A 22,087-nucleotide genomic window follows, 5' to 3' on the forward strand; every position below is an offset into this window, starting at 1 on the left:
TTCCTCCCTGGATTCACGCGCATGTTGCCGTCCCTTACCGCTCGCCCTGCGTGTCAGCGTTCCTCCGGAGGCCGGCCGTGAGCGGGGCGCCGCTGGCCGCAGGCACGGTAGAGCGTGACTGGCGTACGCCGCTGGAACTGACCGTGCTCGGCGCGATCTGGGGCTGCTCGTTCCTGTTCATGCGCGTGGCCGTGCCGGCGTTCGGACCGTATGCGCTGGTGGAGGTCCGGCTGCTGCTCGGTGCGCTCGTGCTGCTGCCGTTCCTGTGGCAGGCGCGGGCGCAGTTCCCGGCGCGCCGGTGGCTGTGGCTGGCGCCGATCGGTCTGATCAATTCGGCCATTCCGTTCGTGCTGTTCGCCTGGGCCGCCCAGCGCGCTCCAGCCGCGATCGGGGCGATCTGCAACGCGATGACCGTGCTGTTTGCTGCGCTGATCGCCTTCCTGTTCTTCGGCGAAAAGATCGGCATGCGCCGCGCGATCGCCCTGCTGGTCGGCTTCGCCGGGGTGGTGGTGCTGGCCACGGCCAAGGTCTCCGGCCTGAGCATCGGGGCCGCGGTGGTGGCCGGCGCGCTGGCGGCGCTGCTGTACGGCCTGGGCGTCAACCTGGTGAAGCGCCACATGACCGGCCTGCCGCCGGCGGCCTCCGCCGGGGCCACGCTCGGCTGCGCGGCGATCCTGCTGCTGCCGATGGCGCTGACCCATTGGCCGACCGCCCCGATCCCGGTGCTGTCCTGGGCCTGCGCGATCGCGCTGGGCGTGGTCTGCACCGGCCTGGCGTTCCTGATGTTCTACCGCCTGATCGCCCGCATCGGCCCGGCGCGCGCCTCGACCGTGACCTATCTGGTGCCGATGTTCGGCGCGTTGTTCGCCTGGTTGTTCCTGGGCGAACCGGTGACCGGCGCGATGATCGTGGCGGGTGTGCTGATCCTTGGCAGCGTGGCGGCGTCGCAGAAGCGATAGAGATCGCTTCCGCGGAGGCGATCGGCCCGCGAGCGGCCGGCACTACCGAGACCTGCATGTCCAACACCATGCACGTTCAACGCGCCGGTGGCTCGGCCTTATCGCACCGGCACCGGGATGTTGCACAGGTCGATGTGACCGGCCGGGCGCTTGTAGAAGTCATCGACCCGGTTGCGGCGTGCTTCGGTCGCGTCGGCGAACGTCTTCGAATCGGTGCGCAGCACCTGCAGCTTCGGTCGCTGCGCGGCCGGCACATCGCTGGCACGTTGGATCGACTGGATCGCGGTGCGCTGCGCCGGATCGGCGTAGAAGCCCATCGGTGCCGGGCCGCGCGGCAGGGCGCTGAGCAGTTCCATGCCCTGCAGCACGCGGCCGACCACGGTGATGTTGCGGTCCAGCTGGCGCGGTGACTGCCCGGTCACGACGTACAGCTCGGCTCCGATGCTGCTGTCTTCTTCGTTGTTGCGGCCAGCGCCCAGCGCGCCATAGCAATGGGCCAGCCAGGTCTTGCCGTCCTTGCGGTCCTGGCCCACCGGAAAGCCATCGACGAAGCCGGTCTGGTCGGCCCAGCCGTCACGATCGGGCAGGAGGCTGACCTTCAGTCCCTTGCTGTCGCGCTGGAACTCGGCCGGGAGCTTCGGTTTGGCGCTGCCGAGCGGCTTTGCCTTGGCCGCATCATCGGCGTCGGCATCGCCGAACTGCACCACGAAATTGTCCTGCGCGCGATAGATGCTCTCGCCATCCCAGAAATGCTCATGGGCCAGGGTCTGGATGTTGGCCACGTGCTGCGGAGCGAATGCCGGGGCCAGTTCGATGATGACCCGGCCGGCGGGCAGGTTCATGTACAGCAGGTTAGCCGGATCCGGTGTACGCCAGTCGCTGTCCGGCGAGGCGTCCAGGATCTGCTGCGGGCTGCGGTAGGGCGTAGCCGCACTGGCCAGGCTGGGCAGCAGGGAGGCCAGGGCGAGGGCGAGCAGGGCAGGACGACGTGGCGACATGGCAGACCCGTTCAGGAAGATGTGCTCCGATTGTGCGCGAAGCACGCCGGCCACCGCCAGCCGGGCATGCCCAACCGGCACGGTGACTAACGACACATCCGCTATAGCGAACTTCGGACTAGTGTGGACTCCACGCTAGCGGAGACCGCCATGAGCGACCACGAGGTCCACCTCAAGAAGTTCCAGAAAGAGCTCAGCTCCGGCACGGTCTCCCTGGCCCTGCTGGCGGTCCTGGCCAAGGCCGGCGAGCCGCTCTATGGCTACCTGATCGCCAAGGAGCTGGAGCGGGTCGGCGAGGGCGTGCTGAGCGGCAAGCAGAGCGCGCTGTACCCGGTGCTGCGCAACCTGGAAGGGGCCGGGTTGCTGGAAAGCCATGTTGAACCGTCGGTGGCCGGTCCGCCGCGTCGCTACTACCGCATCAATGACACGGGGCGCGAAGTGCTCCGGCACTGGACCGCCGCGTGGCGTGCCACCCGTGATTCCGTCGATTCCGTCCTGGAAGGGGTAACCGAATGAACATCGAGTCCGTGGCCGGTCGGGCCTTGCCGACCACCATTCCCGCGTATCTGGCCCAACTGCGTGCGGCACTGCACGACGCCGATCCGGCGATGGTGCAGGACGCGCTCTACGACGCCGAGGAATACCTGCGCTCGGAACTGGCGGCACAGCCGGGCCGCAGCGAGGCCGAGGTGATCGCCGATGTCGCCGGCAGCTACGGGGCGCCGGAAGAAGTAGCCGAGATCTACCGCGAAACCGAGATCACGGTGAACCGCGCGCTGCGCACGCCCAGCGCCGGCGCGGCGCCGCTGCGTCAGTCCGCAGTCAACACCCCCGGCATGGGTGCCGTAGCACCGCCGCAGTCCCCGCCCAGGCCGCGCTCGGCGTTGGCCAGCTTCTTCGGCGTCGCATTGGAGGCCCGCACCTACGGCGCGCTGTTCTACATGCTGCTGTCGCTGGCCACCGGCACCTTCTTCTTCACCTGGGTGGTGACCGGCCTGTCGCTGTCGCTGGGCCTGATGGTGTTGATCATCGGTATCCCGGTGGCGGTGTTGTTCTTCGGTTCGGTGCGTGGGTTGTCGCTGCTGGAAGGTCGCCTGGTGGAAGCCCTGCTGGGCGAGCGCATGCCACGCCGGCCGACGTATTCCGACCGCAGCCGCAGCTGGCTGCAGCGGATCGGCGACATGTTCACCGATGGCCGTACCTGGCTGACCCTGCTGTACTTCGTGATGATGCTGCCGCTGGGCATCCTCTACTTCACGATCGCCACCACGCTGTTGTCGACCTCGATCGGCTTCATCTGGGCACCGGTGGCGGCGCTGTTCTCCAGCGACTACGTGGCGCTCCAGTTCGACGGCAGCCAGCTGCTGCCGGTCTGGGTCACGCCGCTGCTGGCCGTGGTCGGCGTGCTGCTGCTGTTCGCCACGCTGCACCTGGCCCGCGGCATCGGCCGCCTGCACGGGATGATGGCCAAGCACCTGCTGGTGCGGCTGTAAACGGGACACGAGGATGGCGAGGGTGACGACCAACGGTCGTCACCTACCGGCGCTGCGGGGTACCGACCGTGGGTCAGTACGGATCGCTCAGCCCGCTTTACGCCGCAGCGGCGTCACGTTGCTGGCGATCTTCGCGGCCTTCTTCGGCTTGCTGGCCACGGTCTGCGCATGCGCCGCGAAGAAATCGCGCACCTTCGGGTAGACCGTTTCGCGCCAGCGGCGGCCGCTGAAAATGCCGTAGTGGCCGGCGCCTTCCACGATGAAATGCTCGCGGTGTCCGGCCGGAATGCCGGTGCACAGTTCCTGCGCCGCTTCGGTCTGGCCGAGGCCGGCGATATCGTCCAGCTCGCCTTCGATGCTCAGCAGCGCGGTGCCGGTGATCGCGCTGGGATCCACGCGTTCACCCTGCACGTACCACTCGCCGCGCGGCAGCAGGAATTCCTGGAAGACCACGCGGATCGTATCCAGATAGTACTTGGCCGGCATGTCGAGCACGGCGTTGTACTCGTCGTAGAAACGGCGGTGCGCGTCGGCGTCTTCCATGTCGCCCTTGACCAGGTCGGCATAGAAATCCCAGTGCGAACTGAAATGGCGGCTCGGATTCATCGACAGGAAGCCGGCATGCTGCAGGAAGCCCGGATACACGCGGCGGCCTGCACCCGGGAAGGTGGCCGGCACGGTATGGATGACGTTGTTCTCGAACCACGCCATCGGGTTCTGCGTGGCCAGGTTGTTGACCGCGGTCGGACTGCAGCGCGCATCGATCGGGCCGCCCATCATCACCAGCGAACGCGGCGTGGTTTCGCCGCGGCTGGCCATCAGCGAGACGGCGGCAAGCACCGGTACGGTCGGCTGGCAGACGCTGACCACGTGCAGCTTCTCCGCACCGAGGTGGCGGATGAATTCCTGCACATAGGCAATGTAATCATCCAGCCCGAATTCGCCTTCGCTGCCGGGCACCATGCGCGCATCGACCCAGTCGGTCACATACACGCGGTGGTCGCGGAGCAGGGTGCGCACGGTATCGCGCAGCAGCGTGGCGTGATGGCCGGACAGCGGCGCCACCACCAGCACGAACGGCTGGTTGAGCATCGTGTGCAGCTGGTCGGCTTCGTTGCTGTGGCGTTTGAAGCGCAGCAGCTTGCAGAACGGCTTGCTGATTTCTTCGTGGACGACGATCGGCACGCGTTCGCCCTCGACGTCGATTTCGTTGATGCCCCACTCGGGCTTCTCGTAATCCTTGCCGATGCGGTGGAACAGCTCGTTCACAGCGGCCAGGCGATCCGCGCCGGGCATCTGCGACCACCAATGACCTTGATTGGCGAAGAACTTCGCGTTGGCCTGGGCCTGGTGCACCCACGGGGCGAGCAGGTTGCGGGTCAACTCATGCAGCTGATATAGCATGACGTCCAAATATGTATGGTCTTATGTTGCCGCGCAGCATAGCGCACCCGTCGCGCGGGCGCGTTAATGCGGGTCCTGTCTCATTTGTTATCGAGACTCAGGGCGCGCCGCGTTCCAGTGCCGCTGCATGACCGCCCAAGGCCGGCGACAGCCAGCAGTGCGATCCCAGCGCAGTGAAACCCACGCGTTTGAGCTGGCTGCGGTACCAGCGTGCGGGGCGTGACTGGAAGCCTTCGTGGTCACCCTCGAACTCGTCCTCGGCGGTGAACGCCTCCAGGAACGCGACGCCGGCGCTGAGTTCGGCGAAGCCTTCCAGTGCCGGGCGCAGTTCGCGGCTGGGCACGTAGTGCATCACGTCCGAGCAGATCAGCAGATCGACCGGCGCGCACGGGCGCAGCCAGGCGAAATCGCCGACCTTGGCCGGGTGCAGGTTGCGGCTGCGGCCGTAGCGGTGCACCGCGTAGTCGCTGCTGTCGAAGCCCAGGTACTGCACGCGCGGGCGCAGCTTGAGCAGCGGCGCGCGCCAGGCGCCTTCGCCGCAGCCGATATCGAGCACGCTGCGGATCGGGCGCTCCAGGTAGTACTCGGCGCTGGCCACGGCGAGTGCCACCTTGCGCGCCAGGCGCGCGGCGCCACCGGTCTGGTCGGGCTGGTACCAGCGCTGGAAGTAGGCGGCGTCGTAGGTTTTGTCCATGGGGATCTGCACGTGGGCGAAAGCGGCGCCTATCGTACGGCGTGGCGCGCGCGGATGCGTCGTTGAGGTGTGGCGATTGGTCGCGTCAGCCACCCATGGGGTGGCCCTACCGGGCATGCGAGAATGGCGGCTAATCTACGCCAGCCGCGGGAGCAAGCGCATGCAGTCCTATTACTGGGTCAAGACCTTCCACCTGCTGTTCGTGGTGGCGTGGATGGCGGCGGTGTTCTATCTGCCCCGGATCCTGGTCAACCTCAGCGAGACCGCCGGCCAGCTGCCGGTGACCGAACGGCTGCAGCTGATGGGCCTGCGCCTGTACAAGTTCGGCCACATGATGTTCGGCTTCGCGCTGATCCTGGGCGTGGTGCTGTGGCTGGGCTATCGCGTGATTCCGGACTTCCCGACCATGGTCGCCCCCGGGGCGGCGGGCTGGCTGCATGCCAAGCTCGGCCTGGTGGTGCTGCTGCTGGTGTACTACTCGTGGACCGGGCGGTTGCTGAAGGGCGCGGTGAAGGGCAAAGCGCTGCCGTCCTCGCGTGCGCTGCGCTGGTTCAACGAACTGCCGCTGGTGCTGTTCATCGGCGTGGTATGGCTGGTGATCGCCAAGCCGTTCTAAGCGATCCACGGCGGTTCCGGTCGCTGGGGCCTGCACTACCCATCGTCCACGAAAAAAGCCGGGCGCTTGCGCGTCCGGCTTTTTCGTTTGCGCCGCAGCCCGGTCAGGCTACTTCGTAGGTCCCGTAGCTGCGCAGGCGCTCGTAACGTTTCTGCAGCAGCTCATCGACCGGCAGCTTTTCCAGTACGTCCAGCTCGTTGAGCAACACGGCCTTCAGGCGCTTGGCCATCTGGTTCGGGTTGCGGTGCGCGCCACCGGTCGGCTCACGCACGACCTTGTCGACCAGGCCCAGGCTCTTCAGGCGCGGGGCGGTCAGGCCGAGCTGCTCGGCGGCGTCCTTGGCCTTGGCCGGGTCCTTCCACAGGATCGAGGCGCAGCCTTCCGGGCTGATGGTCGAGTACACGCTGTATTCCAGCATCACGGTGCGGTCGCCCACGCCCAGCGCCAGTGCGCCACCGGAGCCGCCTTCACCGATCACGGTGCAGACCACCGGCACCTTCAGTTCGGCCATTTCCATCAGGTTGCGCGCGATCGCTTCGGACTGGCCGCGCGATTCGGCGTCGATACCCGGCCAGGCACCGGCGGTGTCGATCAGGGTCAGCACCGGCAGGCCGAAGCGTTCGGCCATCTTCATCAGGCGCAGTGCCTTGCGGTAGCCCTCCGGCTTGGGCATGCCGAAGTTGCGCTTGATCTTTTCCTTGGTGTCGCGGCCTTTCTGATGGCCGATCAGCATCACCGAGCGGCCACCGATACGGGCCAGGCCGCCGATGATCGCCTTGTCGTCGGCGAAGGCGCGGTCGCCGGCCAGTTCCTGGAACTCATCGCAGATGATGCGGATGTAGTCCTCGGTGTACGGGCGGGACGGATGCCGGGCCAGCTGCAGGACCTGCCAGGAGGTCAGGTTGCGGAAGATCTGCGCGGTGCGCACCCGCAGCTTGTCCTGCAGGGCATTGACCTCGGCCTCGACATTGACCGCAGGTCCGGCGCTGGCGCTGCGCAGTTCCTGGATCTTCGCCTCCAGATCAGCGATGGGTTGCTCGAAGTCGAGGTAGTTCGGATTCATCGGAAACCGTCGTGAAGAAAAGAGGGAAAGTGTAGCCGAATGCGCCGAAAAGCCCCGTACGCCGTCGTCTGGAAACCGACGGTAGCGCAGCGGGGCCAGGGGCGCCAGTCAGGTCAGGGCACGACCAGCGCCGCGCTGCCCATCAGCGTGCTGCGGGTCCGGACGAAGGTGTTGTAGCCCTCGTTGGCCTCCTTGGACAGGCCCGAGCCCAGCGTGGCGGTCGCGGCGGTGAAGGCCATCTGCGCCTGGAAGGCCTCCTGCTGGAGCTGCAGCTGCGCATCGGCGGTGGTGGCATGCAGGTAGCGGGTGTACAGCTCGCGCAACGGACCGGCATGGGCCTCGAAGGCGGGATCCAGCGCAGGCAGGGCGGTCGGGGCGGCTTCCAGCGCGTAGGTGGGCGCGACGTAGCCCTTGGGCTGGTGGCGTACATAGACGCCGGGGTCGCCCAGGTTGTCTTCAACGTAGTCGATGAAGGCCGGGGCGGTGAAGATCTTGGCGTTGATCCGGCCGCCGCTGGCGTCCACGTGGACCACGGTCTGCACCTCCGGGAAGGACTCGTGGACGCCGAAGTTCCAGGTCTTGTCGATGAACAGGTCGTGGGTGCTCTGGTACGGCCCCTCGAAGTTGACGCCGCCCAGCTCGATCTGGTTGTTCAGGCTGCCGAAGTTCTTCAGCTTGTCTTCGTCGGTGACGTAGATCTCGTTGGCGATCACGTACTCGGCCAGGGTCGGGTTGATCAAGCCACCCTTGCCCTTGGCGTAGACGATGAAGCGCACGTCGCCGAGGCGGTCGGTCTGCAGGTGATGCTCTCCGGGCTTGAGCTTGACCGGGCGCGAGGCGTGCGCGGCGATCGGCAGTTCGTTGCCATCGATGCGCAGGGTCAGCGGCGTATCACCCGGATTGTCGATCTCGAAGGTCTGGGCGGGGCTGGAACAGCCGGTGAGGGCGGCGGCTGCGATCAGCAGCCCGGTAAAACGCTTGATCAAAACAAAACACCTGTGTTGCAACAGAAAAAAAGGAAATCAGTTGGCCCAGGGCGGGCTGTAGCGCACTTTCACCGTGCGGACCGCCGGATCGGCGCGCAGCGCGTCGACCAGCTGGCTGTCCACGCGCACGGCGATCTCGCCGGCGACATCGAGCATGCCGGCCACCGGGCCCTGCTCCGAACCCAGCAGCAGGTCCAGGCGCAGCGGCGTACGCCCGGGGCGGTGCCGGTCGAGCAGGGCGTTGACGCGGTTCCACACCGCACCGTCCTGGCGCAGGTCCAGCCGCAGCGACAGGCGCGTGGCGTAGTTGGCGCAGATGTCTTCGTAGTCCCAGACCTGGCGGATGCGCAGCGCGTAGCCGCCGTTGAACTCGTCTTCGCGCAGGCCGCCCTTGACCACCAGGATGCGGTCCTTGGTCATCAGGTGGCCGAACTCCGCCAGGCCATCGGTGAAGGCGCTGCACTCCACCCGGCCCTTGCCGTCTTCGAGCTGCATGAAGATCTGGCTTTCGCCCTTGCGGCGCACACCGACCACCAGGCCGGCGAGGATCACCGGCGTTTCCTGGCGCCAGGCGCGCTTCTCGCCATCCTTGCCGGGGCGTGCCGGCGGGATCAGCTTCTCGAGCATGCCCAGGTCGGTGCCGACCAGATCCTTGACGTCATCGGCGTAGGGATCGAACGGGTGGCCGCTGAGGTAGAAGCCCAGCGTTTCGCGTTCGCCTTCCAGCAGCTGGCCCAGCGCCCACTCTTTGGCTTCGGGCAGTTCCAGCTGCATCGCGGTGGTGACCGGATCGGGCGCACCGAACAGCGAGTTCTGGCCGGAGGCCTTCTCGCGCGCCATCTGGTCGGTGGCCTTGAGCACTTCGGGCAGCTGCAGCATCAGCGAGGCGCGGTTCTTGCCGAGCCCGTCCATCGCCCCGCAGTTGATCATCGCTTCCAGCGTGCGGCGGTTGAGCTTGCCGGATTCGGCGCGCATGCAGAAATCCAGCAGCGATGCATAACGGCCGCCGCGCTGGCGTTCTTCGACGATCGCTTCGCAGGCACCCTGGCCGACGCCCTTGATCGCGCCCAGGCCGTACACGATGGTGTCGGCGCTGGAGGCTTCAAACATGTACGCCGATTCATTCACGCGCGGCGGCAGCACGGTCAGGCCAAGGTTGCGCACTTCGGCCAGGAAGCCGACCACCTTGTCGGTGTTGTCCATGTCCGAGGACAGCGTCGCGGCCATGAACTCGGCCGGGTAATGACGCTTGAGCCAGGCGGTCTGGTAGCTGACCAGTGCGTAGGCGGCGGCGTGCGACTTGTTGAAGCCGTAGCCGGCGAACTTCTCCATCAGGTCGAAGATGGCGTCGGCCTTGGCTTCGACGACGCCGTCCTTGGCCGCGCCTTCGCGGAAGATCTCGCGGTGCTTGGCCATTTCGGCCGGCACCTTCTTGCCCATCGCACGGCGCAGCAGATCGGCGCCGCCGAGCGAGTAACCGCCCACGATCTGCGCCATCTGCATCACCTGTTCCTGGTACACCATGATGCCGTAGGTGTCTTTCAGGATCGCTTCGGTGCGCGGATCGGGATAGATGATTTCTTCCTGCCCGTGCTTGCGCGCGTTGAAGGAAGGAATCAGGTCCATCGGGCCGGGGCGGTACAGCGACACCAGCGCGATCAGATCTTCGAAGCGGTCGGGACGCGCGTCTTTCAGCAGGCGGCGCATGCCCGAGGATTCGAACTGGAACACCGCACCGGTATTGCCGTTGGCGAAGATGTCCTTGTAGGTGGGCACGTCATCCAGCGGCAGCGCGGTGATGTCCACCGGCGGAATGCCGGCGCGCTCGTGCCGCTTGTTGATCGCCTTGACCGCCCAGTCGATGATCGTCAGCGTGCGCAGGCCGAGGAAGTCGAACTTCACCAGGCCGATTTCTTCGACGTCGTTCTTGTCGAACTGGGTGACCGGGTTGCGGCCGCGGCCGCCTTCGTCATGTTCGGCGAACAGCGGGCAGAATTCGGCCAGCGGTTCGGGCGCGATCACCACGCCACCGGCGTGCTTGCCGGCGTTGCGGGTGAGGTCTTCGAGCTGGCGGGCCAGGTCGATCAGGTCGCGGACATCGTCTTCGTTCTGGTAGCGCTGGATCAACTCCGGCGAGGCCATTTCCGAATCCTTGCCTTCGCCCATCGCGTCCTTGAGCGAGATGCCCAGGATGTTGGGGATCAGCTTGGACACGCCGTCGACCAGGCCGTACGGGAAGCCGAGCACGCGGCCGGAGTCGCGCACCACGGCCTTGGCCGCCATGGTGCCGTAGGTGATGATCTGGCTGACCCGGTCGCGACCGTATTTACGCGCGACGTAGTCGATGACCTCGTCGCGGCGGTCCATGCAGAAGTCGATGTCGAAGTCGGGCATCGACACGCGTTCGGGGTTGAGGAACCGCTCGAACAGCAGGTTGTACGGGATCGGATCCAGATCGGTGATCTGCAGTGCCCAGGCGACCAGCGAGCCGGCACCGGAACCGCGGCCGGGACCGATCGGAATGCCCTGGTTTTTTCCCCACTGGATGAAGTCGGCCACGATCAGGAAGTAGCCGGGGAAGCCCATCTTGATGATGGTGGCCAGTTCGAACTCGAGGCGCTCGAAGTATTCGGCGCGGGTTTTGCCCGGTGCCAGCGGATTCTTTTCGAGGCGTGCTTCCAGGCCCTTGCGCGATTCGCTGCAGATCCAGCTGTCGAGGGTTTCGTCCTCGGGCACCGGGTAGTTGGGCAGGAAGTAGGTGCCCAGGCGCATTTCGATGTTGCAGCGTTCGGCCAGCGCGAGCGTGTTGTCGATCGCGTCGGGGATGTCGGCGAACAGCGCGCACATGTCCTCGGCGGATTTGAGGTACTGCTGGTCGCTGTAGTCGCGCGGGCGCTTGGGGTCGTCCAGCACGCGGCCGGAGGAGATGCACACGCGCGCCTCGTGGGCGTTGAAGTCTTCCGGCTGCAGGAAGCGCACATCGTTGCTGGCGACCACCGGCAGGCCGCGCTGGCCGGCGGCCTGCAGGGCGAACTGGTTGAACGCTTCTTCGCCGTCACGGCCGGTGCGGGTCAGCTCCAGGTGCAGGCCATCGCCGAACACGCGCTGCCAGTCGGCCAGCTGCTGCTCGGCCAGGTCATGGCGGCCATCACCGGCCAGGCGCCCGGCGAGGCTGTCGCGGCCGGCCAGTGCAAACAGGTTGTGGCAGCCGGCCTTGAGCCAGTCGGGGTGGACGGCGACGCCGCCTTCGGGGCGGTGGCCTTCCATCCAGGCGCGGGTGAGCAGCCTGGAAAGGCTTAGGTAGCCTTCGCGGTCACGGCAGAGCAGGGTCATGCGCCAGGGCGTCATGCCTTCCTCGGCGATCATGATGTCGGCGCCGGCGATGGGCTTGATGCCCACGGTTTCGGCGGCCTTGTAGAACTTGACCAGCGCGAACAGGTTGTTGAGATCCGTCACTGCCAGTGCGGGCAGTTTCAGTTCGACCGCGCGGCTGAGCAGGTTGGCCTGCTTCGCTTTCTTCGGGTCAGCCTGATCCGGCTTCGCCGGGACACGGATGGTCGAATCCGCCAGCGAAAATTCGGTGTGGACGTGGAGATGTACGAAACGGGAAGTGGACATGCCGAACCAATGTGATGCCCGGTCAGGGTAGCGGTGGTGGTGGACGCTAACAAGGCTTGACAGGGGTGTTGCGGGGGCGCGGGTTGGCGGTGGGGTTCAGGTTTCCTGAGGCGGTTGCAGCGATTTCGGCGATTGCAGGGTTTGGCGCGGGTGGAGCAGGTGCAGGAGCGGCGCGTCGGCGTGGTGCTGCGGGCTGGGGTGGCGGGGGCAGAGTCGCGGGACACGCTGTGAATACGTCCGTGTAAGCTCGTAGGCAGCATCCATGCTGCCTAACGGTCCCGCGCCTCTACCCCCGCCACCCCTTCGATAGATGGCCGGTGCGTTGGGGTAAGCAACAGCCGACCGTTCGACAGGGTGCTGGTGCGCAGAGGCAGGCAACCGTCACGCCTCGAGAGATAGCTGGTACACGGTGGCGAGCAACCGCCAACCTTTCCACCCTTGGTGATGCCCAGTGGCGAGCTGCCGCCGGGTGTTGAGGGGGCCGTGCCGGGCGGTGCCCAGCCGTTGCAGTGCTCAGGCGGGGAGGGGGCTGAGTCCGGGTTCCATGCACGCGCGCACGGGGGCGAAGCTGCGGCGGTGCTGGGGGCAGGGGCCGTGGCTGCGCAGGGCGGCAAGGTGGGCGGGGGTGCCGTAGCCTTTGTGCTGGTCGAAGCCGTATTCGGGGTGGGCGTCGTGCAGGGTCTGCATGAAGCGGTCGCGGCTGACTTTGGCGAGGATCGAGGCGGCCATGATGGCGCGGTCGAGGGCATCGCCGCCGACCAGGGCCTGGGCCGGGCAGGGCAGGCCTTTGGGGACGACGTTGCCGTCGATGCGGGCGAACTGGGCGACGTGGGCGACGCCTTCGACGGCGCGGCGCATGCCGAGCATCGTGGCCTGGTAGATGTTGAGCGTGTCGATTTCGCTGACGTCCACCATCACCACATGCCAGGCCAGGGCGCGGTCGAGGATCCTGTCGTAGAGCTGGTCGCGGCGGGCGGCGGTGAGCTGCTTGGAGTCGTCCAGGCCGTTCAGGCGTGGGCGGTCGGGGCAGAACACCACGGCGGCGACGGCGACCGGGCCGGCCAGCGGGCCGCGGCCGGCTTCATCGACGCCGGCCACATAGCGCGGGGCGACGGTGGCCAGGGCGGCGCCGTCGAACAGGGCCATCGAAGCGGCAGCGGCGTGGCGGCGGCTCATGCGGTGCGGCCGCCCCTGGGACCGCGTTCGAGCAGGTCGGTCACCGCATCGGCGGCGCGTGCGGAGGCATCGCGGCGCAGTTGCAGGTGCAGGCGTTCGTAGGTGTCCTGCAGGTCGATCACGCGCTGCGGATGGTCGAACCACTGCAGGATCGCGGCGGCCAGTTTGTCCGGGGTGCAGTCGTGCTGCATCAGTTCCGGAGCGAGGTCCTTGCCGGCCAGGATGTTGGGCAGGGCAAAGCGGTCGACCTTGAGCAGGCCCAGCGCTTTGACGATGCGGTAGGTCAGTTCGGCGACGCGGTAGCCGACCACCATCGGGCGCTTGACCAGCATCGTTTCCAGGGTGGCGGTACCGGAAGCGAGCACGACCACGTCGGCGGCGATCATCGCGGTGCGCGCGTTGCCGTCCAGCAGGTGCGAATGCGCGACCGGCAGGGCCGAGGCGGAAAGCTGTTCGCTGATCAACTGGCGGCAGGCAGCGTTGGCGGCCGGCACCACCACGTGCAGGCCGGGAATGCGTTCGGAGACCTGCCAGGCCGCTTCGAAGAACGGTTCGCCGAGTTTGCCGATCTCGCCCAGGCGGCTGCCCGGCAGGACCGCCAGCACTTTCGCGTTGGAGGGCAGGCCGAGTTCGGCACGGGCCTGCTCGCGGTCGTTGTGCAGGGGGATGTCATCGGCCATCGGGTGGCCGACGAAGCGTGCGTCGACGCCGTGCCTGGCGTAGATCGGCGGCTCCATCGGGAACAGGCACAGCACCAGGTCGGCACTGGCCCCGATCTTCTCGGCACGCTTCTCGCGCCAGGCCCAGACCGAAGGGCTGACGTAATGCACGGTGCGGATGCCGCGGTCCTTCAGCCAGCGCTCGACGCCGAGGTTGAAGTCGGGTGCGTCGATACCGATGAACACGTCCGGCTGCCACTCCAGCGCACGCGCGCGGAACTCGCGACGCAGTTTGAGCAGGCGCGGCAGGTGGCGCAGGATTTCGGTCAGGCCCATCACCGCCAGTTCGCTGGCATCGAACCAGGTCTGGCAGCCGGCGCTGCGCATGGCGTCGCCGCCGATGCCGGCGAACTCGGCATTCGGGAATCGCAGGCGCAGTTCGCGCACGAGGCCGGCACCGAGCAGGTCGCCAGAGGCCTCCCCGGCCACCAGGGCGATCCGCACCGGCCGCTCGGAGGTGCGCACGGCCAGCGTCTGTTCGACGCTGGTCGTCATCGCAGCGAGCGGAATGATCTCGGCGGTCGTGATGCCCGGGGTATGGCCGCCTGGACCCGTCATCGCAGCAGGGGCCTCTCGGCGCTTTCGATGAAGTCCAGCAGGTCCTTCACGTCGGCGCTGTGGGTGGCCTGTTCGGCCAGTTGCACCTTGGCTTCGGCCAGCGGCAGGCCGGCCACGTACAGCGTGCGGTAGGCGCGCTTGATGCTGGCGATGCGCTCGGCGTCGAAGCCCCGGCGCTTGAGGCCTTCGCTGTTGATGCCGCGCGGGCGGCCCAGGGTATCGCTGCCGACCATGGTGAACGGCGGAACGTCGCCATTGGTCAGCGCGCCCATGCCGAGGAAGGCGTGGGCACCGATGCGACAGAACTGGTGGGCACCGGCGAAGCCGCTGATGATCACGTAGTCGCCCACGGTGACGTGGCCGGCCAGCGTGGTGTTGTTGGAGAACACGCAGTGGTCGCCGACGTGGCAGTCGTGCGCCACGTGGGTGTAGGCCAGCATCCAGTTGTCGTTGCCGACCGTGGTGATGCCACCGCCACCGGCGGTGCCGCGGTTGATGGTGACGAATTCGCGGATGACGTTGTCATCGCCGATCACCAGTTCGGTGCGCTCGCCCTTGTACTTCTTGTCCTGCGGCTCGCCACCGATCGCGGCATGGCCGATGAAACGGTTGTTGCGGCCGATCCGGGTCGGACCGTGGATCGAGCAGTGCGGACCGATCTCGGTGCCGGCACCGATCTCCACGTCCGCACCGATCAGGCAGAACGCACCCACGCGCACATCCGCAGCCAGCGTCGCCGACGGGTCGATGACCGCGGTGGGGTGGATGAGAGGGGCGTTGTCACTCATTGCGGCTCTCCTGCCAGGATCATTCGCGGGTGCCGGCGCACAGCACTTCGGCGCAGGCGACGATCTCGCCGTCGACCTTGGCCACGCAGTCGTACACCGCCATGTTGCGGATCACGCGCTTGATCTCCACGTGCATTTCCAGCACGTCGCCGGGCACGACCTGCTTGCTGAAGCGGGCCTTGTCGACCTTGACCATGTAGAACAGCTTGGACTGCGCATCGCGGCCCAGTGTGAGCTGGGTCAGCACGCCGCCGGCCTGGGCCATGGCTTCGATGATCAGCACGCCGGGCATGATCGGCTGGCCCGGGAAGTGGCCCTGGAAGAACGGCTCGTTGATGCTGACGTTCTTGGTGGCGACGATCTTCCGGTTCTCGAAATCGAGCGAGATCACCTTGTCCACCAACAGGAACGGATAGCGGTGCGGGATCAACTGCTGGATCTGGTTGATGTCCGGCAGATTCTGGTTGTTGCTCATTCCTTCTCCTTGCTCACAGACAGGATGCGCCGGGCGAGCGCATCGAGCTGCTTGAAGCGCGCGGCATTCTTACGCCACGTGCGGTTGTCGGTCAGTGGGGTGCCGGAGGAGTACTCGCCCGGCTCATGGATGGAGTTGCGCACCACCGATTTGCCGGTGATGACGACCTTGTCGCAGATTTCGAGGTGACCGACGACGCCGACGGCGCCGCCCAGCAGGCAGTAGCGGCCGATCTTGGCGCTGCCGGCGATGCCGGTGCAGCCGGCGATGGCCGAGTGGGCGCCGATCTGGACGTTGTGGGCGATCTGGACGAGGTTGTCCAGGCGCACGTCGTTCTCGAGCACGGTGTCTTCCAGCGCGCCGCGGTCGACGCAGGTGTTGGCGCCGATCTCGCAGTCGTCGCCGATGCGCACGCCGCCGAGCTGGGGCACCTTGATCCAGTGGCCGGCATCCATGGCCAGGCCGAAGCCGTCGGCACCGAGCACGGCGCCGGGATGGATGCGCACGCGCTTGCCGAGCTTCACGCGGGTGACCAGGGTCACGCGGGCGATCAGTTCGCAGCCGGTCTCCAGGATGCAGTCTTCACCGATGACGCTGCCGGGGCCGACGATGCAGTTCTCACCGACCACGCTGCGGGCGCCGATGGTGACGAACGGGCCGATGTGGGCGCTGGCGGCGACCTGGGCGTCCGGATCGATGCAGGCGCTGGGATGGATGCCGGGTGCGCGCGGCGGTGCGATGTCGAACAGCGCGGCGATCTTGGCGAAGGTGGTGTATGGGTCCTTGGCGACCAGGGCGGCGCCCGGCGCGGCCTCGGCATCCTCGGCGCGCAGCACGACGATCGCGGCCTGGCTGTCGGCCAGCTGCGCGCGGTAGCGCGGGTTGGCCAGGAAGGTGAGCTGGCCGGGGCCGGCATGGGCGAGCGTAGCCACGCCATGGATGGCGGTGCTGCCATCACCATGGACCTGCAGGCCAAACTGCTCGGCGAGTTGCTGGGCGGTATAGGTAGGAGTGTTCACCGGGGGAGTTTACCGTGTGCTGCCGAAACGGTCATGCGGGGCGGGGCTTTTGGGGTGTGTTGGTCGGTTTGTTGCGGCGCGGCGCCTTGGTTGCCATCGCGCGGGGTCGTGGCGGGCAGCCCGATCCTGGACGCGCCGTAAACCCATCCATGGGGGCTCGTGGGCCGCATCCATGCGGCCCAACGGTCCTGGATCGGGCTACCCGCCACGGACCCTGACAGTGTCTTGCGAGCGCGGGAAGTGGTGCTGCCTGCCTCCCGTTGATGCCGGGACGTTCGTACCGACCAACGTTCGGCACCTACCCGAACCGGCGCCGATCGAGGATCGGCCTCAACCCAAAAACGAAAACGCCGGGCAAAGCCCGGCGAATGCGTACCGCGTCTGGTGGAGAGGCCCCCTTCTGTTAAGGGGGCCGCGCCGACGGCGCGGGGGATAGGAGGAACCGTTGGGCCCCAAGGTTTGCTGCGCAAACCTTGGGCAATTCACCTTAGGCGGTCAGAACTGACCGCCAAAGGTGAATTGCAGACGCTCGACCTCGTCGCCGTCTTCCTTCTTGAGCGGGAAGGCGTAGCTGATCGAGATCGGGCCGACCGGCGCGCGCCACAGCAGGGCCACACCGGTGGAGACGCGCAGTTCGTTGGCCTTGAAGTTGTCCACGCCGGTGTACACGTTGCCGAAGTCCACGAAGGCCGAGATGCGGGCCGAGGGGCTGTCGAACAGGCGCGGGAAGTAGGCTTCGACCGAACCGACGGTCTTCAGCGAGCCACCCAGCGGCTGGCCGCGGTTGTAGCTCAGGGTCGGCTCCGAACGCGGGCCGAGGGTGTTGTCCTCGAAGCCGCGCACCGAGTTGGTACCACCGGCGTAGAAGTTCTCGTAGAACGGCAGGCCCGAGGCGGTCACCACGCGGGTGCTGCCATCCGGGTTGGTGATCACGCGGGTGGTGTCATTGCCGTAGCTGTCGCCGTAGCCGACTTCGGCGCGGGTGTTGATGACCAGCTGCGGGATGATCGGCCAGTACTTGGAGAACTGGTAGTTCAGCTTGTAGTACTCGACGGTCGAGCCCGGCAGCGTGGTTTCCAGGCCGACGCGCTGGTAGGTACCGCGGGTCGGCATGAAGTAGTCGTTGCGGGTGTCGCGCGCCCAGCCCAGTTCGGTGCGCCACGAGTGGAACGTGCGCTGGCCGATGGCGTCGATGTAATCGATGATCGCCTGCGGGGTCGAGCCCTGGTAGGTGGTGATCTGGTTGCTGTCGATGCCCACCATCAGCGAGACGGTGTCGTTCTCGGTGATCGGCACGCCGAACACCACCTGCGCGGCACCGTTGGTGCTGTTGTACTGCGCGGTGTTGAAGTCGGAGTAATCCAGTTCGCGCCAGGACAGGTTGTAGCCCAGCGAGACGCCGTCATCGGTGAAGTACGGGTTGGTGTAGCTGAAGCCGTAGCGCTGCAGGTAGCTGCTGCGCGAGGCTTCGACCGACACGCGGTTGCCGCCGCCGAGGAAGTTGTTCTGCGACAGCTGCACCGAGGTGGTCATGCCGTAGGACTGCGAATAGCCCAGGCCGAACACGAAGCTGCCCGACGTGGTTTCCTTGACGTTGTAGACCACGTCGACCTGGTCGTTGCTGCCGGTGACCGGCGGCGTTTCCACGTCGACCGATTCGAAGTAGCCCAGGCGCTGCAGGCGGATCTTGGAGCGGTCGATCGCGGCCTGCGAGTACCAGCTGTTCTCGAACTGGCGCATTTCACGACGCAGCACTTCGTCGGAGGTGCGGGTGTTGCCCTTGAAGGTGATGCGGCGCACCGACACGCGCGGGCCGGGAACGACCTGCATGTTGATGGCCACCGTGCGGTCGGCACGGTTGCTGGTCGGGATCGGGTTCACCTTGGCGAAGGCGTAGCCGATGTTGGACAGCGAGTTGGTGATCTGGTCCGAACTGAACTCCAGCAGCGCACGCGAGAACGTGTCGCCGGACTTCTGGATCACCATGCGCTCGACATCTTCCTGCGGGAGGATGGTGTCGCCGGTGACCTTGATCTCGGAGATCTTGTACTGCTCACCCTCGGTCACGCCGGCGGTGATGAACATGTCGCGCTTGTCGGGACTGATCGAGACCTGCGTGGAGTCGATGCTGAAGTCCACGTAGCCGCGGTCCAGGTACCAGCCGTTGAGCTTTTCCAGGTCGCCGGACAGCTTTTCCTTGGAGTACTGGTCATCGCGGCGGTACCACGAGGCCCAGTTGTGCTCCTTGGATTCCCAGGTCTCCAGGATGTCCTTGGCCGGGAACTTCTCGGTGCCGACCAGGTTCACGTGCTGGATCTTGGCGGCCTTGCCTTCCTTGATCGCGATGGCGATGTCCACGCGGTTGCGGTCCAGCGGGCTCACCGTCGGGGTGATGTCCACGTTGTACTTGCCACGGTCGTTGTACTGGCGGCGCAGTTCCTGGGTCACGCGGTCCAGGCTCAGGCGGTCGAAGGTGCCGCCCTCGGTCAGGCCGATGTCGCTCAGGCCCTTGAGCAGCTGGTCGCTCTTGATGTCCTTGTTGCCGGTGACGGTCAGCTTGTTGATCGCCGGGCGTTCCTTGACCGTGACCACCAGGATGTCGCCCTGTCGGTCCAGCTGCACGTCTTCGAAGAAGCCGGTCTTGTACAGCGCACGGATGGTCTCACCGACCTTGTTGTCGGTGAGGGTGTCGCCACGTTCCACCGGCAGGTAGGTGAACACGGTACCGGAGGTGATGCGCTGCAGACCATCCACGCGGATGTCGCTGACGGTGAAGGGCTCGGCTGCCTGCGCCAGGGCGGGCGCGCCGAAACCGGCAACGAGTGCGAGGGCCAGCAGGCGGCGATTGGGGAGTCGCGTCATGTCACGTCCGGTTGGAGTCGATTTCAACATTGCGGGATGCCGGCGCATAAGACGACGACAAAAGGAAAAAAGTTCATCGCGGGACCAGGCCGAGGATGTCGTTGTAGAACGCCAATCCCATCAGCCCGGCCAGCAGCGCCAGGCCCACGTACTGCCCGGCAGCCATGGCGCGCTCGCTCAGCGGGCTGCCCTTGACCAACTCGATAAGGTAATACAGCAGGTGCCCGCCGTCCAAGATGGGGATGGGCAACAGGTTGATGATGCACAGGCTCAGCGACAGCAGGGCCAGGAAATACAGGAACCAGTCCAGCCCACGCTTGGCCGAGACATTGGCGACCCGGGCGATGGTGACCGGGCCGGAGATGTTCTGCAGTGAGGCATTGCCGGTGACGATGCGGCGCATCATCCCCAGCGAATCGCCTGCCATCCGGGCGGTTTCCCGCAGCGCCACCGGAACTGCCGCAAACGGCCCGAACTTGAGTTCAGCGTCATAGGCCGGCGCATGGGTCTCGGGGAAGCCGATGCCGATCTGCCAGGTCGGCTGGCCACGGCCGTCCACGCCCTGGCGGGGGGTGATCTCCAGCGCCAGCCGCTCGCCGCCGCGCAGGACGTCGATCATGCCGGGGCCGCCGCGCTGGCCCAGCGCGGCGATCTGCGCCGGGACCTGGTCCGCACCTTCGATGCGCTGGCCGTCCACGGCCACGATCAGGTCGCCCGGCAGCAACACGCCCTGGGCGGCGGCGTCGGGCAGGACCTTGTCGACCAGCGCCGGCTGCAGCCAGAACTGCCAGCTCAGCCCGGTCAGCTGCGGAACCCGGCGTTCATCGAAGCCAGCGGGCAACTGCGACAGCGGCAGGGTGCGGGTCCGGGCCTGGTCCAGGCCGTCGAGGACCTCGACCTTGGCATCCTGGCGGTCCATCGCTGCGGTGGTCAGCGCCATGCTGGCTTCGCCGGCGGTGGCCACGCTGCGGCCATCGACCTTGACCACCCGGTCGCCGGCCTGCAGGCCAGCGCTCAGGGCCATGCCGGTGGTGCGGCCGATGGTGGCCGAGTAATCCTGTTTGCCGATCACGAACATCGCCCACAGCAGGGCGATGCACAGGATCAGATTGGCCGCCGGACCCGCGGCGACCACCGCGATCCGCTGCCACACGGTCTTGTGGTTGAAGGCCTGGCCACGCTCGGCGGGGTGTACCTCGACCTCGCGCTCGTCCAGCATCTTCACGTAGCCACCCAGCGGAATGGCGGCGATCGCGAATTCAGTGCCCGCACGGTTGCGGCGCGACCACAGCGGCTTGCCGAACCCGACAGAGAAGCGCAGCACCTTGATCCCGCAACGGCGGGCGACCCAGTAATGACCGAATTCGTGGAACGTCACCAGCAGGCCAAGGCTGACGATCATCCACCAGACGGATCCGATGAAATCACCCATGGTGATCAGCACTGTAAAGGGGCGTGTGGGGCATTCAGGCGTGGTCGATGGCGGCTTGGGTGATCTGGCGGGCGCGCTGATCGGCGGTCAGCAGGCCCTCCAGTGTATCGGCGGACTCGCTCGACAGTGTTGACAGAGCGTTAGCGACCAGCGCTGGAATGGCAAGGAAAGCTGCCCGCCCCTGAAGAAACGCTGAAACCGCGACTTCGTTGGCGGCATTGAGGATCGCCGGCGCGGTGCCGCCGGCGGCCATGGCCTGCCAGGCAAGCTTCAGGCAGGGGAAGGCGTCGGTGTCCGGGGCTTCGAAATCCAGCCGGCCCTGGGTCAGCAGGTCCAGCCCGCCAACCCCGGATTCGATCCGCTGCGGCCAGCCCAGGCCGACGGCCAGGGTGGTGCGCATGTCCGGCAGGCCCATCTGGGCCAGGGTCGAGCCGTCGACGAATTCGACCAGCGAATGCACCAGGCTCTGCGGGTGGACCAGCACATCGATGCGCTCGCCCGGCACGCTGAACAGGTGGTGGGCTTCGATGACTTCCAGCCCTTTGTTCATCAACGTCGCCGAATCTACAGATATCTTCGGTCCCATCGACCACTTCGGGTGTGCCACGGCCTGGGCCGGGGTGACCTGGGCCAGCTGTTCGCGGCTGCGGCCGCGGAACGGGCCCCCGGAGGCGGTGAGGATGATCCGGCGCACGCCGGCGCCGTCCAGACTGGCATCGCGCGAACGCAGGCACTGGAAGATCGCGCTGTGTTCGCTGTCGATCGGGATGATCTCGGCGCCGGCGGCAGCGGCCTGGCGCATCAGCAGCTCGCCGGCCAGCACCAGCGATTCCTTGTTGGCCAGCAGAATGCGCTTGCCCGCCGCCGCGGCGGCCAGGGTCGAGGACAGGCCGGCGGCACCGACGATCGCCGCGACGAGGGTGTCGCAGACATCGCTGGCGGCCAGCTGGTCCAGCGCCGCGGCACCGGCATGGGCCCGGGTGGCCAGCCCTGCGTGCCGCAGGCCGTCACGCAGGGCGGCATACAGCGATTCGTCGGCGATCACCGCATGGGCCGGGCGGTGTGCGGCGCACAGGGCGACCAGCGCATCGACCTGGCGGCCGGCGGCGAGCACGCTGACCTGGTACCGGTCCGGATGGCGTGCGATCACGTCCAGCGCGGATGCGCCGATCGAACCGGTGGCGCCGAACACGGCGACCTGGCGGGGGGCGGAAGCGCTGGCCATGG

Annotated in this window: 18 protein-coding genes; 4 read left to right on the forward strand and 14 right to left on the reverse strand. The window is 66.8% G+C overall.

Annotated features, from left to right (window positions below):
• The first annotated feature begins 77 nt into the window (after positions 1-77).
• The gene (locus AC07WC_RS09360; protein WP_495209765.1) at positions 78-959 is read left to right on the forward strand and encodes a DMT family transporter; all 882 of its coding nucleotides are present in this window, start codon (positions 78-80) and stop codon (positions 957-959) included.
• Positions 960-1,057: 98 nt separating this feature from the next.
• Here AC07WC_RS09360 and AC07WC_RS09365 read toward each other — a convergent pair whose 3' ends face one another.
• Positions 1,058-1,957, reverse strand: coding sequence for a peptidylprolyl isomerase (locus AC07WC_RS09365; protein WP_495209766.1), 900 nt, complete (start codon positions 1,955-1,957; stop codon positions 1,058-1,060).
• Between the two features lie 150 nt (positions 1,958-2,107).
• On the opposite strand from AC07WC_RS09365, the gene AC07WC_RS09370 reads away from it, so the two are divergent.
• Together AC07WC_RS09370 and AC07WC_RS09375 are read left to right on the forward strand one after the other, a co-directional pair.
• Positions 2,108-2,473, forward strand: a complete 366-nt coding sequence (locus tag AC07WC_RS09370; RefSeq protein WP_019184417.1) for a PadR family transcriptional regulator — start codon at positions 2,108-2,110, stop codon at positions 2,471-2,473.
• Entirely contained in the window at positions 2,470-3,450 is a 981-nt protein-coding gene (locus AC07WC_RS09375) for a sensor domain-containing protein (RefSeq protein WP_495209767.1), read from the forward strand. The genes AC07WC_RS09370 and AC07WC_RS09375 overlap by 4 nt, the downstream gene beginning before the upstream one ends.
• A gap of 87 nt (positions 3,451-3,537) precedes the next feature.
• Here the strand turns inward: AC07WC_RS09375 and AC07WC_RS09380 are convergent, their stop codons facing one another.
• Together AC07WC_RS09380 and AC07WC_RS09385 are read right to left on the reverse strand one after the other, a co-directional pair.
• Positions 3,538-4,854: a polyhydroxyalkanoate depolymerase gene (locus tag AC07WC_RS09380; protein ID WP_495209768.1), complete on the reverse strand. Its 1,317-nt coding sequence runs from the start codon at positions 4,852-4,854 to the stop codon at positions 3,538-3,540.
• 97 nt (positions 4,855-4,951) lie between these two features.
• Positions 4,952-5,548, reverse strand: coding sequence for a class I SAM-dependent DNA methyltransferase (locus AC07WC_RS09385; protein WP_495209769.1), 597 nt, complete (start codon positions 5,546-5,548; stop codon positions 4,952-4,954).
• Positions 5,549-5,708: 160 nt separating this feature from the next.
• Here AC07WC_RS09385 and AC07WC_RS09390 point away from each other — a divergent pair, with 160 nt between their 5' ends.
• The gene (locus tag AC07WC_RS09390) at positions 5,709-6,164 is read left to right on the forward strand and encodes a CopD family protein (RefSeq protein ID WP_495209770.1); all 456 of its coding nucleotides are present in this window, start codon (positions 5,709-5,711) and stop codon (positions 6,162-6,164) included.
• Between the two features lie 103 nt (positions 6,165-6,267).
• Here AC07WC_RS09390 and AC07WC_RS09395 read toward each other — a convergent pair whose 3' ends face one another.
• The 11 genes from AC07WC_RS09395 to AC07WC_RS09445 all read right to left on the reverse strand — a co-directional run bounded on the left by AC07WC_RS09395 (position 6,268) and on the right by AC07WC_RS09445 (position 22,085).
• Positions 6,268-7,227 carry an acetyl-CoA carboxylase carboxyltransferase subunit alpha gene (locus AC07WC_RS09395; protein WP_019184412.1) on the reverse strand — a complete coding sequence of 320 codons (960 nt, stop codon included), beginning with the start codon at positions 7,225-7,227 and terminating at the stop codon, positions 6,268-6,270.
• A gap of 113 nt (positions 7,228-7,340) precedes the next feature.
• Positions 7,341-8,213 carry a hypothetical protein gene (locus AC07WC_RS09400; RefSeq protein WP_495209771.1) on the reverse strand — a complete coding sequence of 291 codons (873 nt, stop codon included), beginning with the start codon at positions 8,211-8,213 and terminating at the stop codon, positions 7,341-7,343.
• 36 nt (positions 8,214-8,249) lie between these two features.
• Positions 8,250-11,831, reverse strand: coding sequence for a DNA polymerase III subunit alpha (gene dnaE / locus AC07WC_RS09405; protein WP_495209772.1), 3,582 nt, complete (start codon positions 11,829-11,831; stop codon positions 8,250-8,252).
• A 513-nt stretch (positions 11,832-12,344) separates the two neighbouring features.
• Positions 12,345-13,007, reverse strand: coding sequence for a ribonuclease HII (gene rnhB, locus AC07WC_RS09410; protein ID WP_495209773.1), 663 nt, complete (start codon positions 13,005-13,007; stop codon positions 12,345-12,347).
• On the reverse strand, positions 13,004-14,221 hold the full coding sequence (gene lpxB, locus AC07WC_RS09415) for a lipid-A-disaccharide synthase (protein WP_495209935.1): 1,218 nt from the start codon (positions 14,219-14,221) through the stop codon (positions 13,004-13,006). The genes rnhB and lpxB overlap by 4 nt, the downstream gene beginning before the upstream one ends.
• 59 nt (positions 14,222-14,280) lie before the next feature.
• Positions 14,281-15,072: an acyl-ACP--UDP-N-acetylglucosamine O-acyltransferase gene (lpxA, locus tag AC07WC_RS09420; RefSeq protein WP_346490483.1), complete on the reverse strand. Its 792-nt coding sequence runs from the start codon at positions 15,070-15,072 to the stop codon at positions 14,281-14,283.
• A 19-nt stretch (positions 15,073-15,091) separates the two neighbouring features.
• Positions 15,092-15,547 carry a 3-hydroxyacyl-ACP dehydratase FabZ gene (gene fabZ / locus AC07WC_RS09425; protein ID WP_019184406.1) on the reverse strand — a complete coding sequence of 152 codons (456 nt, stop codon included), beginning with the start codon at positions 15,545-15,547 and terminating at the stop codon, positions 15,092-15,094.
• The gene (gene lpxD / locus AC07WC_RS09430; RefSeq protein WP_495209774.1) at positions 15,544-16,566 is read right to left on the reverse strand and encodes a UDP-3-O-(3-hydroxymyristoyl)glucosamine N-acyltransferase; all 1,023 of its coding nucleotides are present in this window, start codon (positions 16,564-16,566) and stop codon (positions 15,544-15,546) included. The genes fabZ and lpxD overlap by 4 nt, the downstream gene beginning before the upstream one ends.
• Positions 16,567-17,061: 495 nt before the next feature.
• Positions 17,062-19,428 carry an outer membrane protein assembly factor BamA gene (bamA, locus tag AC07WC_RS09435; RefSeq protein ID WP_495209775.1) on the reverse strand — a complete coding sequence of 789 codons (2,367 nt, stop codon included), beginning with the start codon at positions 19,426-19,428 and terminating at the stop codon, positions 17,062-17,064.
• A gap of 73 nt (positions 19,429-19,501) precedes the next feature.
• On the reverse strand, positions 19,502-20,860 hold the full coding sequence (gene rseP, locus AC07WC_RS09440) for an RIP metalloprotease RseP (protein ID WP_495209776.1): 1,359 nt from the start codon (positions 20,858-20,860) through the stop codon (positions 19,502-19,504).
• A 34-nt stretch (positions 20,861-20,894) separates the two neighbouring features.
• A complete protein-coding gene (locus AC07WC_RS09445; protein ID WP_495209777.1) occupies positions 20,895-22,085 on the reverse strand; it encodes a 1-deoxy-D-xylulose-5-phosphate reductoisomerase in 1,191 nt (396 codons plus the stop codon).
• Positions 22,086-22,087: the final 2 nt, after the last annotated feature.

Source organism: Stenotrophomonas sp. GW821-FHT01H02A (genome assembly GCF_059422145.1).